This is a genomic window from Pantoea sp. GbtcB22 (assembly GCF_019091025.1).
In the GTDB taxonomy this organism is placed as follows: Bacteria; Pseudomonadota; Gammaproteobacteria; order Enterobacterales; family Enterobacteriaceae; genus Pantoea; species Pantoea leporis.
Genome location: NZ_JAGXKB010000001.1, coordinates 352,220 through 366,256, shown reverse-complemented (window position 1 = coordinate 366,256; position 14,037 = coordinate 352,220). Strand labels below are relative to the sequence as shown.

The following is a 14,037-nucleotide window of genomic DNA, read 5'->3' as shown; positions in this document are numbered from 1 at the left end:
GATTGATACCTAAGCCCGCCACCGAGCGGGCTTTTTTTTGAGCGAAATTCAGAGAATCCATTATGGCTATTGCGAAACCTACATTGAAGTTGATAACCGGTACCGCGCCCTACCGCGAAGATCCGGCCGCAGTGTTTCATCAGTTATGCGGCGCACGTCCAGCAACTCTGCTGCTTGAATCCGCAGATATCGACAGCAAACAAAACCTGAAAAGCCTGTTAATCGTGGATAGCGCGCTGCGCGTCAGTGCGCTGGGCAACATCGTCACCATCAAAGCGCTGTCGGAAAATGGTCGCGCCATCTTGCCGCTGCTGGACGAGGCGCTGCCCTCTGAGGTGCGTATCGAGGTGCGCCCTGATGGCCGCGAGCTGCATTTCACCCAGCCGCAAGGCATGCAGGACGAAGATTCCCGCCTGAAGGCCCTTTCCGTATTTGATGCGCTGCGCCTGATCCCGCAACTGGTGAACAGCCCGGAAGAGGAGCGTGAAGCGATGCTACTTGGCGGCTTGTTCGCTTATGACTTAGTGGCCGGTTTCGAAGATCTGCCGCAACTGCGCAACGAACAGCGTTGCCCGGATTACTGCTTCTATCTGGCCGAAACCTTACTGGTGATCGACCATCAGCAGCGCACTGCTCGCCTGCAGGCCAGCTTATTCAGCCCATCGACCAGCGAGTTCCAGCGTCTGCAAGGCCGCATCGAACAACTGCGCGGCCAGATGACGCAAGCAGCGCCCGCATTGCCGGTCCAGCGCGTCGAGCACATGACGCTGAGCACCAGTCAGAGCGATGAAGAGTACTGCAACGTGGTGCGTGAGATGCAGGAAGCGATTCGCATTGGCGAAATCTTCCAGGTTGTCCCTTCACGTCGCTTCTCGCTGCCGTGCCCTTCTCCACTGGCCGCTTACGACACGTTGAAAAACAGCAATCCAAGTCCTTACATGTTCTTTATGCAGGATCAGGATTTCGCGCTGTTTGGTGCCTCGCCAGAAAGCTCACTGAAATATGACGCGACGTCGCGTCAGATTGAGATCTACCCGATTGCCGGTACGCGTCCACGCGGCCGCCATGCCGATGGCTCGCTGGATCGCGATCTCGACAGCCGCATCGAACTGGAAATGCGCACCGACCATAAAGAGATGGCTGAGCACCTGATGCTGGTGGATTTAGCACGTAACGATTTGGCGCGTATCTGTGTGCCGGGCAGCCGTTACGTGGCAGACCTGACTAAAGTTGACCGCTACTCATTCGTGATGCATCTGGTGTCACGCGTGGTCGGCACGCTGCGCGCAGATCTCGACGTGCTGCACGCCTACCGCGCCTGCATGAACATGGGCACGCTGAGCGGCGCACCGAAAGTGCGTGCGATGCAACTGATTGCCGGGAAAGAAGGCACACGTCGCGGCAGCTACGGCGGCGCAGTCGGCTATTTCACCGCTAACGGCGACCTTGATACCTGCATCGTTATCCGTTCCGCGTGGGTTGAAGACGGTGTAGCCACCGTACAAGCCGGCGCCGGTGTGGTGCTGGATTCCCAGCCTCAGGCAGAAGCGGACGAGAGCCGCAATAAAGCGCGCGCGGTATTGCGTGCCATCGCAACAGCCCATCACTGCAAGGAGATTTTCTGATGGCCGATATCCTGCTGCTCGATAACATCGACTCCTTTACTTACAACCTCGTTGATCAGCTGCGTACCTTTGGCCATAACGTGGTGATTTACCGCAACAACGTGCCCGCTGAGGTGCTGATTGAACGCCTGCAGCAGATGGAAAACCCAATTCTGATGCTGTCGCCGGGTCCGGGCGCGCCGAAAGATGCCGGATGCATGCCAGATTTGCTGCAAGCGCTGCGCGGTCGTCTGCCGATTATCGGCATCTGTCTCGGTCATCAGGCGATTGTTGAAGCTTACGGCGGCCATGTCGGTCAGGCCGGCGAGATCCTGCACGGCAAAGCCTCTTCTATTACCCACGATGGCGAAGGCATGTTCGCTGGCCTGAGCAATCCGCTGCCGGTGGCGCGCTATCACTCGCTGGTCGGTAGCAATACGCCAGCCGAATTGACCGTTAACGCCAGCTACAACGGCATGGTGATGGCCGTGCGCCACGATGCCGACCGCGTCTGTGGCTTCCAGTTCCACCCCGAATCCATTCTCACCACTCAGGGCGCGCGCTTATTAGAACAGACGTTGGCCTGGGCGCTGGCGAAGTAATAGGGAGATTATGATGCAAACTATTCTGGAAAAACTTTATCAGTCTGAGACGCTGAGCCAGGGCGAAAGCCACCAGCTATTTAGCGCTATCATTACCGGTCAGCTGGAGCCGACGCAGTTAGCCGCCGCGCTGATTGCCATGAAAGTCCGTGGCGAGCGTCCGGAAGAGATCGCCGGTGCCGCTTCCGCGCTGCTGGCCGATGCAAAACCGTTCCCGCGCCCGGATTACACCTTTGCCGATATCGTCGGTACCGGCGGTGACGGCAGCAACAGCATCAATATCTCCACCGCCAGCGCCTTTGTTGCGGCAACCTGCGGCCTGAAAGTGGCAAAGCACGGTAATCGCAGCGTCTCCAGCAAATCGGGTTCTTCCGATCTGCTGGCGGCATTTGGCATCAATTTGGATATGCCTGCGGAACAAGCACGTGAGGCGCTGGACGATCTCAACGTCTGCTTCCTGTTTGCTCCGCAGTATCACAGCGGTTTTCGTCACGCAATGCCGGTACGTCAGCAGTTGAAAACCCGTACCATCTTTAACGTGTTGGGTCCGCTGATTAACCCTGCGCGTCCACCGCTGGCGGTGATTGGCGTGTATAGCCCGGAGCTGGTACTGCCAATCGCCCAAACGCTAAAAGTGCTCGGCTATCAACGTGCGGCTGTGGTTCACGGCGGTGGCATGGATGAAGTGGCGCTGCATAGCCCAACGCAGGTCGCCGAGCTGCGTGATGGCGAAATCACTGGCTATCAGCTGACGCCAGAAGACTTCGGTTTTGGCTTCCATGATAAAGACGCGTTGGCAGGCGGCACGCCGGAAGAAAACCGTGACATTCTGACCCGTTTACTCCAGGGTAAAGGCCAGCCCGCCCATGAGCAGGCGGTGGCGGTCAACGTCGCAATGTTACTGAAAGTGTTCGGAAATGAAGATTTGCGCGACAACGCACAGCGCGCCATCGCTGCCATTCGCAGCGGACAGGCCTACGAGCGCGTTGTCGCTCTGGCAGCGAGAGGATGAGATGAGTATTAAGGGCACTGTTTTAGAGAAAATCGTACAAGATAAAGCCGTCTGGGTTGAAGCGCGCAAAGCACAGCAGCCGCTGGCCACCTTCCAGAACGATTTGCAGCCTGCGGAACGTCATTTTTACGATGCACTGCGCGGATCGCGCACGGTATTCATCCTGGAATGCAAAAAAGCATCGCCCTCCAAAGGGCTGATTCGCGAGGATTTCGATCCCGCCACCATCGCTGGCGTATATCGTCATTACGCTTCTGCGGTGTCGGTGTTAACCGATGAGAAATACTTCCAGGGCGATTTTGCGTTCCTGCCGATTGTTAGCGCCGCCATCACGCAACCGGTGTTGTGCAAAGACTTCATCATCGATCCGTATCAGATCTATCTGGCACGACATTATCAAGCCGACGCCATTTTGCTGATGTTGTCGGTGCTGGATGATGAGCAATATCGTCAGCTCGCCGCCGTGGCGCACAGCCTGAAAATGGGCGTGCTGACCGAAGTCAGTAATGAAGAAGAGATGGAACGCGCGATTGCGCTGGAAGCCAAAGTCGTCGGCATTAATAACCGCGACCTGCGCGACCTGTCCATCGACCTGAATCGCACGCGTCAGTTAGCGCCGCGCCTCGGACATGGCGTCACCGTCATCAGCGAATCTGGCATTCACAATTATGCGCAGGTTCGTGAGCTGAGCCACTTCGCTAACGGCTTCCTGATTGGCTCCGCGCTGATGGAAGAAGCCGATCTCACCGCTGGCGTGCGACGCGTATTGCTCGGTGATAATAAAGTCTGCGGCCTGACCCGCGCCGAAGATGCACGTGGAGCGCAGGAAGCCGGCGCCATTTACGGTGGCTTGATCTTCGCTGAAGGCTCACCGCGTAAAATCAGCCGCGAGCAGGCGCAGATTGTGCAGGCGGCTGCCCCGCTGAAGTATGTTGGCGTATTCCGCAACAATGCGGCAAGTGACATTGTCACGCTAGCGGAAAGTTTAAAACTTTATGCGGTGCAGCTGCACGGCGATGAAGATCAGGCGTTCGTCGCAGAATTGCGTCAGGCGCTGCCAGCAGACACCAAAATCTGGAAAGCGCTGAGCATTAAAGAGCAGTTACCTGCGCGCGACTGGCCGCACGTCGATCGTTACGTGTTTGATAATGGCCAGGGCGGCACCGGCCAGCGTTTCGATTGGTCACTGCTGCAAGGCCAGGATCTCAGCAATGTGCTGCTGGCCGGTGGCCTAAGCGCTGACAACTGCGTAGAGGCCGCGCAGCTGGGCTGTGCCGGCCTCGATTTCAACTCCGGCGTAGAATCTGCGCCAGGCATTAAAGATGCCAGCAAAGTCGCGGCGGTATTCCGCACGCTGCGCGCCTATTAATTTCGCTTGCCCGCCATGGCGCGGGCCGAATAAGGAAGATGAAAAAATGACCACGTTATTGAATCCCTATTTTGGCGAGTTTGGCGGCCAGTACGTACCACAAATCCTGATGCCAGCCTTGCGCCAGTTGGAAAATGCGTTTGTTGAAGCGCAGCGCGATCCCGAGTTTCAGGCCGAGTTTACTGACCTGCTGAAAAACTACGCTGGACGCCCAACGGCTTTGACGCTGTGCAGCAACCTGACTAAAGGCAGCAAAACCCGCCTCTATCTAAAGCGTGAAGATCTGCTGCACGGTGGCGCGCACAAAACCAACCAGGTGCTGGGTCAGGCGCTGCTGGCCAAACGCATGGGCAAAAACGAGATCATCGCGGAAACCGGCGCCGGTCAGCACGGTGTCGCGTCAGCGTTAGCCTGTGCCCTGCTGGGTATGAAGTGCCGCATCTACATGGGCGCCAAGGACGTTGAGCGTCAGTCGCCAAACGTATTCCGTATGCGTCTGATGGGCGCGGAAGTGATTCCGGTGCATAGCGGCTCAGCCACGCTGAAAGATGCCTGTAACGAGGCGCTGCGCGACTGGTCTGGCAGCTATGAAACCGCGCACTACATGCTCGGCACCGCCGCTGGCCCGCATCCGTTCCCGACTATCGTGCGTGAATTCCAGCGCATGATTGGTGAAGAGACCAAAGCGCAGATTCTGGAGCGCGAAGGTCGCCTGCCGGATGCGGTGTTAGCCTGCGTGGGCGGTGGTTCGAACGCTATCGGCATGTTCGCTGATTTTATCGAAGAAGAAAGTGTTGGCCTGATCGGCGTAGAGCCGGCCGGTCACGGGATCGAAACCGGAGAACACGGTGCGCCGCTCAAGCACGGTCGCGTAGGGATCTATTTCGGTATGAAAGCGCCGATGATGCAGACCGAAGAGGGGCAGATTGAAGAATCTTACTCAATCTCTGCGGGTCTGGACTTCCCGTCAGTGGGTCCTCAGCATGCGCATCTGAACAGTATCGGCCGCGCGGAATATGTTTCGATCACCGATGACGAAGCGCTCAGCGCCTTTAAAGAGCTGTGCCGTGCTGAAGGGATTATTCCTGCGCTCGAATCCTCACACGCGCTGGCACATGCACTGAAAATGATCCGCGAAAATCCGGAAAAAGAGCAGCTGCTGGTGGTTAACCTTTCTGGTCGCGGCGATAAAGACATCTTCACCGTTCACGATATTTTGAAAGCCAAGGGAGAGATCTGATGGAACGTTACAATCAGCTGTTTCAACGTCTGTCGGCGCAGCAAGAAGGCGCGTTTGTCCCCTTCGTTACTCTCGGCGATCCGTCACCTGAACTGTCGCTAAAAATTATCGATACCCTGGTGGAAGGCGGTGCGGACGCGTTAGAACTCGGTATTCCGTTCTCGGATCCGCTGGCCGACGGCCCAACCATTCAGGGCGCGACGCTGCGTGCCTTTGCTTCCGGCACCACCGTGGCGCAGTGCTTTGAAATTCTGGCGACCGTGCGCCAGAAATATCCCGAGCTGCCGATTGGCTTGCTGATGTACGCCAATCTGGTGTTCAGCAAAGGTATCGATAACTTTTATGCACAGTGTGAAGCGGTGGGCGTCGATTCCGTGCTGGTTGCGGATGTGCCGCTGGAAGAGTCTGCGCCCTTCCGTCAGGCTGCGCTGCGCCACAATGTGGCGCCGATCTTTATCTGTCCACCAAATGCTGACGATGAACTGCTGCGTGAGATCGCTGCGCACGGTCGCGGTTATACCTATTTGCTGTCACGCGCAGGCGTCACCGGTTCGGAAAATCGTGCCAGCCTGCCGCTGCATCACCTGATCGAAAAGCTGCGTGAGTTTAACGCTGCGCCGCCGCTGCAGGGCTTTGGTATCTCTGAACCCGGCCAGGTGAAAGAAGCCATCGCCGCCGGTGCGGCGGGTGCCATTTCCGGGTCGGCAATTGTGAAAATCATTGAGCGTAACCAGAACGATCCGGCAACGCTGCTCAGCGAACTGAAAGCCTTTGTGAGCAGTCTGAAAGCAGCCACCCGCTAAAATCTTCAGGGCCTTATTCGCTGGTGCGGATAAGGCCTTTTTATTGCCACAATTATCCCCAAACTCAAATTTCCGGCTACTCTCAGGTTTTCTCGCCCAGCTAAAACTGCGATTGGATCATTAAGTGGTAAAAACGTCCTTTTTCTGACTTTTTCGCGCGCGCCGATTTGCTGATTTCGCATCTCCAGACCACAATTAACTGCGCCGCCCCATTGCGGCGAAACATCATCTAAGACAGGGAGATAACCAATGAAATTTTTCAAAGTCGTTGCAGGATTTATGATGGCTGCGGTAATGGCGCTGGCACTTAGCGCGTGTGCACCCACAGCAACCAAAGAAGGCACTGGCGGTTACATCGACGATACCGTGGTAACCACCAAAGTTAAGGCTCAGCTGTTGAATGACGAGTCGCTGAAATCGACCGAAATCAATGTTGAAACCTTCAAGGGTAAAGTTCAGCTGAGCGGTTTTGTCAGCTCACCGCAGATGGCAAATCGCGCGGTGGCCGTAACGCGTAGCGTGGCGGGCGTGAAATCTGTGGTTAACAATATGCAGATCAAATAACACAACGGGCGACCTTCTGGTCGCCCGCTTCATTTCTGGTTGCCGATTAGAATCGATATCCCGCACCAAAGAAGAACACCCACGGATCGATACGCGTGTTGATGTTTTGCTGCTCACCGCCAGCTTTAAATTTCACTTCGGTATCAATATCCATGTACCACAGCGATGCATTCAGCATCCAGTCGCGGTTGATTTGATAATCCAGACCGACCTGGCCTGCCATGCCCCACGAATCTTTGACGCTCAGGTCGCTTAAACCGGCATCCTCACCCGTTTGGTTGAATTTGGCATCGTAGAAGGTGGTGTAGTTGATACCGACGCCAACGTACGGGCGGACTTTACTTTTGCTATCAAAGAAATAGTACTGCGCCATTAAGGTTGGCGGCAGCTGACGCACGGTGGCCAGATTACCGGTGGCGCCCAGTCCAACCTTATGACGGAACGGGGTTGCAGCCAGCAGCTCAACGCCGATGTTATCCGTTGCCATATAGGTGAAGGTCAAGCCCAGCTGCGTATCGTTGCTAACGTTAAAGCCGCCCATACCCAGCACATTGTCAGAGCCTTCGGTCGGACGAACGGTGGCGCTACCTGCACGCATAAAGAAATCACCGGCTTCATGAGCGAGAGCCAGTTGCGGAATTGCCAGCGCCATCAGCAGTGCGCATTTTGCCAGTTTCATAATCACTCCTTTGCCAAATAAAGATGGGTCACAATGTTGAATGCGGCACAACATTTACCCCTTTTTTGGTAAAAGATCATCTGCATCAATCTAAATTAATCACTTAAAAAACAATGAATTGATTCAGATCAATTTTGGCTTTACAGCGCGTAATAAAAGTCCGCTTGCGAAAATTTTTCGCCGTGACTATTTTAACTTTCCCCTGTGTGATTTTGGTTCGATACCTTAAAGGTGGCGGGCGATCAGATGAGCGATTCACTAAATCCTTGCGTGACCTGTGGCGCATGCTGCGCGCACTTCCGTGTCTCATTTTACTGGGCCGAAGCCGATGATGGCGCCGGTGCTGTTCCCGTTGAATTAACCGAACCGTTAACCCCGTTTATGCGCAATATGCGCGGCACCAACCAACGCCAGCCGCGCTGTATTGCGCTGCAGGGCGACGTCGGCGGCTGCGTATCCTGCGGCATTTATCAGCAGCGTCCTTCGCCCTGTCGGGAGTTTTCGATGTCCGGCGAGAACGGTGAACAGAACGAAGCCTGCGATCGCGCCCGTGCTCGCTACGGTCTTCCTGCGCTTTTTCACCCTTCTTTACCTGTTATGACAGAAAGTTATCCCAATGCGGGTGCCAGCACGCCAGTAGAACATGTACAATCGCCGGGTTAATTAATCCGGTTCTTTCAAGGAGTTTACATGTCTATCACGGCAAGCTCGTTATACCGTGACACAGGAAATTTTTTGCGCCATCAGCTGGTTACTATTTTACTGCTGGCGCTGCTGACCTCGTTCATTACTGTGATCGTCGGCCACGCGTTAACGCCAGGTGAAGACCAGCTCTCGTTGTTGAGCCAGTCCGATGACAGCGCATCGTCGCTGTTTGAGCTGGTACAAAATATGTCTCCGGATCAGCAGCGCATTTTGCTGCGCGCTTCCGCTGCAGGCACGTTCGCTGCGTTGATTGGCAACACGCTGCTGCTGGGTGGCATGCTGCTTCTGATCCCTATGGTATCGGGCGGACAACGCGTCAGCGCGCTGCGCGCTATTGGTGCATCTGCGCCCATCCTGCCAAAGCTGCTGCTGCAGACCTTCCTGATTACCCTGCTGGTTCAATTGGGCTTTATGGTGCTGATGGTACCGGGCGTGATTCTGGCGATCCTGTTTTCACTGGCACCGGTGATTCTCGCCAATGAGAAGCTCGGCGTGATTGGCGCGATGCGTGCCAGCATGCGTCTCGCCTGGAAGAATATTAAGGTTATCGCACCGGCTATTGTGCTGTGGCTGCTGGCCAAAATTGTGCTGATGTTCTTCTTCTCATCGCTGACCGTGCTGCCCGCCAATATCGCCTCCGTGGTGTTGAACGCGCTGGGTAACCTGGTCTCCGCAGTGCTGATTATCTACCTGTACCGGCTGTATATGCTGTTACGTTAATCGTTATGGCGCTCACCCGGGCGCCATAACTGTACGCTCCTGCCTACTTGGAAACGCTATGAAGCAGTTACTCGATTTTCTTCCCCTGGTGGTTTTCTTCATCTTCTACAAGCTGTACGACATCTTTGTTGCTTCTGGCGCACTGATCGTTGCCACCGGTCTGGCGCTGGTCGTCAGTTGGGTGCTCTACCGCAAGCTGGAAAAGATGACCATTTTTACCTTTGTGCTGGTCGCGGTATTCGGCACGCTGACGCTGGTATTCCATAACGATGAATTCATCAAATGGAAAGTCACGGTGATCTATTCGCTGTTTGCCGTCGCGCTGCTCTACAGCCAGTGGTTTATGAAGCAACCGCTGATCCAAACCATGCTGGGTAAAGAGTTACAACTGCCTTCAGGCGTGTGGCGCAATCTCAACATTGCCTGGGCAATCTTCTTCCTCGCCTGCGGCTTAGCGAATATTTATGTTGCGTTTTGGTTATCGCAGGAATTTTGGGTTAACTTTAAGGTGTTCGGTCTGACCGGCCTGACCCTACTCTTTACCCTGTTAAGCGGCGTGTATATCTGGCGACAGATGCCGCAACAAGAACAAAAATAATGCCACTCCGCCCGACAGCGTCGGGCTTCTCTTCACCTGCAGAAGAACTGAGCAATGGACGAAAAACATAAGTCGCCGCAAGGCGAGATGGTGTTGCGTACCCTGGCCATGCCAGCGGATACCAATGCTAACGGAGATATCTTTGGTGGCTGGTTGATGTCGCAGATGGATATGGGCGGCGCAATTAAGGCGAAAGAGATTGCCGAAGGACGTGTCGTCACCGTGCGCGTGGACGGAATGACGTTCCTTAAACCGGTGGCGGTTGGCGATGTGGTGAGCTGCTACGCACGCTGCATCCGCACCGGCAACAGTTCCATGACCATAAACGTCGAAGTGTGGATAAAGAAAGTGTCGTCCGAACCGATTGGACAGACCTACTGCGCAACCGAAGCGGTGTTTGTCTACGTCGCTGTCGACAATACCGGTCAATCTCGCCCGTTGCCGCCCGGCAGAAGCAATTTAAGCGATCTGTAACATTAAAAAAGCGGTCATCTGACCGCTTTCTTATTGCCTCTCAGCCACGAGTGCTTATTCGATATTGGCGCCACCATTGATGCGGAATACGATGTTCATGGTGAGATTCTTGCCCGGACGACCTGGCTGATAACGCCACTTCTTCATCGCCTGCTTCACTTCGCGCTCGAACATGTTGCGCGGTTCTGCCGACAAAATCTGGACGTTATCCACACGACCGTCGCTATCAACGTCAAACTGCACCCGCACACGTCCCTCAACACGCAGCGCGAACGCACGTGCCGGATAGGCAGGCTTGCTGACGCTCATCGCTTTCGGACCATCTGAAATGCTCGGCGTTGCGGTCGGATTGGCTTTCGGCGCGGTTGTTGGACGCGTCTGCGTGGTTGGCGCTTCCTGCTTAAACGGATTTTCCTGCGGCTTCACTTGCTGACGCGGTTTCGGCTCAACCTTCTTTTCAACCTTTGGCTTCGGTTTAGGTTTTGGCTTCGGCTTAGGTTCCGGTTTAGGAATCGGTACCGGCTCAACCTTCGGCGGCTCTGGCGCCACTTCAGGCTCCGGCTCAGGTTCAGGTGGCGGCGGCGTGACCTGAGCAGGCGCAGGTTCGGGTTGCACTTCCGGAGCCACCAGCGAAACGCTGATAGGCTGGGACGCTTTTGGAACTTCAATCACCTGATGAAAAGATGCATAGAGAATGCCAGCGATCAACGAACCGTGAAGTACCACGGATAAAATTACAGCAATGGGGGTACGTGAAGGTAAAGGCGTAGTCAACGTGGTCATATCATTCATGTTCATTGAGTGAAGCGCAGATTTTAAATGCAAATAGCAATCAGTTTCAATAAGCGATGTGCAAGCGCCCCGCAGAAAGGTCTTTTTTAACCCTGATTGCGCTGAATGACAGCGTATTTATCTTTCGTTTGCACTCTGATTAACGATCACTTAACGTGTCACGCAATTTCGGCAAGTCTAACGGGAGTATCCCATCGTGCTTTACGTCATTTATGCGGAAGATACCGCTGATTCACTGGAAAAACGCAACTCGGTACGTCCCGCGCATCTTGCTCGTTTGAAGCTGTTGCAAGATGAAGGTCGACTGATTGCTGCGGGTCCGCTACCAGCAGTTGACAGCAACGATCCAGGCCCGGCCGGTTTCAGCGGTTCCGTGATCATCGCCGAATTCTCTTCGCTGGAAGTCGCGGAATCATGGGCCAAGGATGATCCCTACATTGCCGCAGGCGTGTATGAGAAAGTCGCGGTCAAACCGTTCAAACGCGTTTTCTAATCTATGTGGTTGTCAGTTTTACTGCTGGTGATAGCATTCGCTCTCATCGGCAGAGCACTTTGGCTATGGCGTCAGCAAGGCTGGCGCAACGCTCGTCAGCACGTTGTAATGTTAATTGTGCTGGCAGCGGCAGTAGAGATGGTCAATGTCATCCGGGTGCTACGCGGCGCATGATGGCCGCGTAAACCCATCAGTCCATTTGCGAGATAAACAGGATGGAGCGGCGATGTTGCTGCGCCACCTGATGACGAATGGTATGGATGCGCTTATAACGACGCGACTGCCCTTCCAGCCAGCGAGAACGACGACGGTGTACCTGACGTAACATTCTCCAGCGCGCCACTTCATTTTTGCTGCGTCTCATAACATCCTCTCAGACAGGCTAAACTCGGCAGGCATTATAAAGATCTGCCAGGAAATGCCAAATCGAAAGCTTCATCGAAACGTCATTCACGATTAAAGGTTTCACTCCCTGTGATCAGCACGTAAACTTTGCACAACAAAGCGCGAACAGGACGTCCACTTAATGACCACATTTTATACCCTAATCAGTTGGTTGCTGCTGTTTGGTTACTGGCTGCTGATTGCGGGTGTCACGCTACGTATTCTGATGAAACGCCGCGCAGTCACCTCAGCAATGGCCTGGCTGCTGATCATCTACATTCTACCGCTGGTGGGTATAATCGCTTATCTCTCTTTTGGTGAGCTGCATTTAGGTAAAAGGCGTGCTGAACGCGCGCGCACCATGTGGCCCTCCACCGCCAAATGGCTCAACGATCTCAAACAGTGCCGGCATATCTTCGCCACTGAACACAGCGACGTGGCGCGGTCCCTGTTTGATTTGTGCCGCCATCGTCAGGGCATCGCCGGCGTGAAAGGTAATCAGCTGCAGTTGCTGACCAACTCCGATGACGTGATGCACGCACTGATCCGTGATATCCAGCTGGCACGGCATAATATCGAGATGGTGTTCTATATCTGGCATCCCGGCGGGCTGGCCGATGAAGTGGCGGAATCGCTGATGGCTGCATCGCGTCGCGGTGTACATTGCCGTTTGATGCTGGATTCAGCGGGCAGCGTCACCTTCTTCCGCAGTCCGTGGGTCAATATGATGCGCAATGCCGGCATCGACGTGGTTGAAGCATTGCAGGTAAGCCTGCTGCGCGTGTTCCTGCGCCGCATGGACCTACGTCAGCATCGCAAAGTGGTGCTGATCGATAACTACATCGCTTATACCGGCAGCATGAATCTGGTCGATCCACGCTTCTTTAAGCAGGAAGCCGGCGTGGGCCAATGGATTGACCTGATGGCGCGCATGGAAGGCCCGGTGGCCACCACCATGGGCATTGTGTATGCCTGCGACTGGGAGATTGAAACCGGTAAACGCATTCTGCCGCCCGCGCCGGATGGCAACGTGATGCCCTTCGAACAGGAGAGCGGGCATACCATTCAGGTGATCGCTTCTGGGCCCGGCTTTCCGGAAGATATGATCCACCAGGCGTTACTCACAGCGGTCTACTCCGCGCGTCAGCAGCTGATTATGACCACGCCCTACTTTGTGCCGAGCGATGACCTGCTGCACGCCATCTGTACCGCAGCGTTACGCGGTGTGGAAGTGAGCATCATTGTGCCGCGCCATAATGATTCGCTGCTGGTAGGCTGGGCGAGTCGTGCCTTCTTCACCGAACTGCTGGAAGCCGGCGTGAAGATTTACCAGTTTGAAGATGGCCTGTTGCATACCAAAAGTGTGCTGGTTGACGGGCAGCTGAGTCTGGTCGGCACGGTAAATCTGGATATGCGCAGCCTGTGGCTCAACTTTGAGATCACTCTGGTGGTTGATGATGACGGCTTTGGCAGCGATCTCGCTACCGTGCAGGATGATTACATCGCCCGCTCACGCTTACTGGATGGTGCTCGCTGGGCTAAACGTGCCTGGTGGCAACGCATCGTTGAACGACTGTTTTACTTCTTTAGTCCTTTACTGTAAAACGAGCGAAAATATTACCGCCTCAGGGCAAGCAGGAATGACCATGGATTTAAATAATCGCCTTACTGAAGATGAAACGCTGGAGCAGGCTTACGATATTTTTCTTGAGCTGGCTGGCGACAATCTCGATCCCGCTGACATTATTCTGTTCAATCTGCAGTTTGAAGAGCGCGGTGGCGCGGAACTGTTCGATCCTGCGGAAGACTGGCAGGAACATGTTGATTTCGATCTCAACCCAGACTTCTTCGCAGAAGTGGTGATTGGATTAGGTGAAGCCGACGGAGAGCCGATCACTGATGTGTTCGCACGCGTCCTGCTTTGCCGCGAGAAAGATAACAAACTCTGCCACATCCTGTGGCGCGAGTAAGCGACAGACAAAAAAACGCCGGGCAATC

Annotated in this window: 15 protein-coding genes, 1 pseudogene and 1 other annotated feature (1 of these 17 running past the window's edge); of the genes and pseudogenes, 13 read left to right on the top strand and 3 right to left on the bottom strand. The window is 54.8% G+C overall.

All coding sequences use genetic code 11. The features are described from left to right. Window positions 1–39, top strand: a sequence feature (Trp leader region); it begins 70 nt to the left of the window's first position. A gap of 23 nt (window positions 40–62) precedes the next feature. The 6 genes and pseudogenes from KVT28_RS01755 to KVT28_RS01725 all read left to right on the top strand — a co-directional run bounded on the left by KVT28_RS01755 (window position 63) and on the right by KVT28_RS01725 (window position 7,194). Beyond that, window positions 63–1,625 carry an anthranilate synthase component 1 gene (locus KVT28_RS01755; RefSeq protein ID WP_101764262.1) on the top strand — a complete coding sequence of 521 codons (1,563 nt, stop codon included), beginning with the start codon at window positions 63–65 and terminating at the stop codon, window positions 1,623–1,625. Then, window positions 1,625–3,218 (top strand): annotated as a pseudogene (trpD, locus tag KVT28_RS27730) (bifunctional anthranilate synthase glutamate amidotransferase component TrpG/anthranilate phosphoribosyltransferase TrpD). The gene KVT28_RS01755 and the pseudogene trpD overlap by 1 nt, the downstream one beginning before the upstream one ends. Window position 3,219: 1 nt before the next feature. Continuing rightward, a complete protein-coding gene (gene trpCF / locus KVT28_RS01740) occupies window positions 3,220–4,587 on the top strand; it encodes a bifunctional indole-3-glycerol-phosphate synthase TrpC/phosphoribosylanthranilate isomerase TrpF (protein WP_101764260.1) in 1,368 nt (455 codons plus the stop codon). Window positions 4,588–4,633: 46 nt separating this feature from the next. Next, window positions 4,634–5,827: a tryptophan synthase subunit beta gene (trpB, locus tag KVT28_RS01735; RefSeq protein ID WP_101764259.1), complete on the top strand. Its 1,194-nt coding sequence runs from the start codon at window positions 4,634–4,636 to the stop codon at window positions 5,825–5,827. Further along, window positions 5,827–6,630 (top strand): tryptophan synthase subunit alpha, encoded by an 804-nt coding sequence (gene trpA, locus KVT28_RS01730; RefSeq protein WP_101764258.1) that lies wholly within the window; start codon window positions 5,827–5,829, stop codon window positions 6,628–6,630. Before trpB ends, trpA begins: the two co-directional genes overlap by 1 nt. Window positions 6,631–6,879: 249 nt before the next feature. Beyond that, a complete protein-coding gene (locus tag KVT28_RS01725; protein ID WP_101764257.1) occupies window positions 6,880–7,194 on the top strand; it encodes a BON domain-containing protein in 315 nt (104 codons plus the stop codon). Between the two features lie 46 nt (window positions 7,195–7,240). Here the strand turns inward: KVT28_RS01725 and ompW are convergent, their stop codons facing one another. Continuing rightward, window positions 7,241–7,873 (bottom strand): outer membrane protein OmpW, encoded by a 633-nt coding sequence (gene ompW / locus KVT28_RS01720; protein ID WP_064738828.1) that lies wholly within the window; start codon window positions 7,871–7,873, stop codon window positions 7,241–7,243. 246 nt (window positions 7,874–8,119) lie between these two features. On the opposite strand from ompW, the gene KVT28_RS01715 reads away from it, so the two are divergent. From KVT28_RS01715 to yciA, 4 genes are read left to right on the top strand one after another with little or no spacing between them, the layout of a single operon-like run. Next, on the top strand, window positions 8,120–8,536 hold the full coding sequence (locus KVT28_RS01715) for a YkgJ family cysteine cluster protein (protein ID WP_101764256.1): 417 nt from the start codon (window positions 8,120–8,122) through the stop codon (window positions 8,534–8,536). 27 nt (window positions 8,537–8,563) lie between these two features. Further along, a complete protein-coding gene (locus tag KVT28_RS01710) occupies window positions 8,564–9,298 on the top strand; it encodes a YciC family protein (protein ID WP_101764255.1) in 735 nt (244 codons plus the stop codon). 58 nt (window positions 9,299–9,356) lie between these two features. Beyond that, window positions 9,357–9,896, top strand: coding sequence for a septation protein A (locus KVT28_RS01705; protein ID WP_008106564.1), 540 nt, complete (start codon window positions 9,357–9,359; stop codon window positions 9,894–9,896). A gap of 54 nt (window positions 9,897–9,950) precedes the next feature. Continuing rightward, window positions 9,951–10,370: an acyl-CoA thioester hydrolase YciA gene (yciA, locus tag KVT28_RS01700; RefSeq protein ID WP_007892397.1), complete on the top strand. Its 420-nt coding sequence runs from the start codon at window positions 9,951–9,953 to the stop codon at window positions 10,368–10,370. A 54-nt stretch (window positions 10,371–10,424) separates the two neighbouring features. On the opposite strand, the gene tonB is transcribed toward yciA, so the two are convergent. Next, window positions 10,425–11,153, bottom strand: a complete 729-nt coding sequence (gene tonB / locus KVT28_RS01695; RefSeq protein WP_206098231.1) for a TonB system transport protein TonB — start codon at window positions 11,151–11,153, stop codon at window positions 10,425–10,427. 205 nt (window positions 11,154–11,358) lie between these two features. Between tonB and KVT28_RS01690 the strand changes: the two genes are divergently transcribed. Continuing rightward, window positions 11,359–11,655, top strand: coding sequence for a YciI family protein (locus tag KVT28_RS01690; protein ID WP_101764253.1), 297 nt, complete (start codon window positions 11,359–11,361; stop codon window positions 11,653–11,655). 190 nt (window positions 11,656–11,845) lie between these two features. Here KVT28_RS01690 and KVT28_RS01685 read toward each other — a convergent pair whose 3' ends face one another. After that, window positions 11,846–12,019: a YciY family protein gene (locus KVT28_RS01685; RefSeq protein ID WP_137385893.1), complete on the bottom strand. Its 174-nt coding sequence runs from the start codon at window positions 12,017–12,019 to the stop codon at window positions 11,846–11,848. Window positions 12,020–12,181: 162 nt separating this feature from the next. On the opposite strand from KVT28_RS01685, the gene cls reads away from it, so the two are divergent. Together cls and KVT28_RS01675 are read left to right on the top strand one after the other, a co-directional pair. Continuing rightward, window positions 12,182–13,642, top strand: a complete 1,461-nt coding sequence (gene cls, locus KVT28_RS01680; protein WP_101764252.1) for a cardiolipin synthase — start codon at window positions 12,182–12,184, stop codon at window positions 13,640–13,642. A gap of 37 nt (window positions 13,643–13,679) precedes the next feature. Further along, the gene (locus tag KVT28_RS01675; protein WP_206098230.1) at window positions 13,680–14,009 is read left to right on the top strand and encodes an HI1450 family dsDNA-mimic protein; all 330 of its coding nucleotides are present in this window, start codon (window positions 13,680–13,682) and stop codon (window positions 14,007–14,009) included. The last annotated feature ends 28 nt before the right edge of the window (window positions 14,010–14,037 follow it).

Bases quoted from the DNA above. Each gene is read 5' to 3' on its own strand.
- trpB (WP_101764259.1), top strand. From the start codon at position 4,634: ATGACCACGTTATTGAATCCCTATTTTGGCGAGTTTGGCGGCCAGTAC.
- cls (WP_101764252.1), top strand. From the start codon at position 12,182: ATGACCACATTTTATACCCTAATCAGTTGGTTGCTGCTGTTTGGTTAC.
- KVT28_RS01715 (WP_101764256.1), top strand. From the start codon at position 8,120: ATGAGCGATTCACTAAATCCTTGCGTGACCTGTGGCGCATGCTGCGCG.
- KVT28_RS01710 (WP_101764255.1), top strand. From the start codon at position 8,564: ATGTCTATCACGGCAAGCTCGTTATACCGTGACACAGGAAATTTTTTG.
- yciA (WP_007892397.1), top strand. From the start codon at position 9,951: ATGGACGAAAAACATAAGTCGCCGCAAGGCGAGATGGTGTTGCGTACC.
- trpCF (WP_101764260.1), top strand. From the start codon at position 3,220: ATGAGTATTAAGGGCACTGTTTTAGAGAAAATCGTACAAGATAAAGCC.
- KVT28_RS01755 (WP_101764262.1), top strand. From the start codon at position 63: ATGGCTATTGCGAAACCTACATTGAAGTTGATAACCGGTACCGCGCCC.
- trpA (WP_101764258.1), top strand. From the start codon at position 5,827: ATGGAACGTTACAATCAGCTGTTTCAACGTCTGTCGGCGCAGCAAGAA.
- KVT28_RS01675 (WP_206098230.1), top strand. From the start codon at position 13,680: ATGACCATGGATTTAAATAATCGCCTTACTGAAGATGAAACGCTGGAG.
- tonB (WP_206098231.1), bottom strand. From the start codon at position 11,153: ATGACCACGTTGACTACGCCTTTACCTTCACGTACCCCCATTGCTGTA.
- ompW (WP_064738828.1), bottom strand. From the start codon at position 7,873: ATGAAACTGGCAAAATGCGCACTGCTGATGGCGCTGGCAATTCCGCAA.
- KVT28_RS01725 (WP_101764257.1), top strand. From the start codon at position 6,880: ATGAAATTTTTCAAAGTCGTTGCAGGATTTATGATGGCTGCGGTAATG.
- KVT28_RS01685 (WP_137385893.1), bottom strand. From the start codon at position 12,019: ATGAGACGCAGCAAAAATGAAGTGGCGCGCTGGAGAATGTTACGTCAG.
- KVT28_RS01705 (WP_008106564.1), top strand. From the start codon at position 9,357: ATGAAGCAGTTACTCGATTTTCTTCCCCTGGTGGTTTTCTTCATCTTC.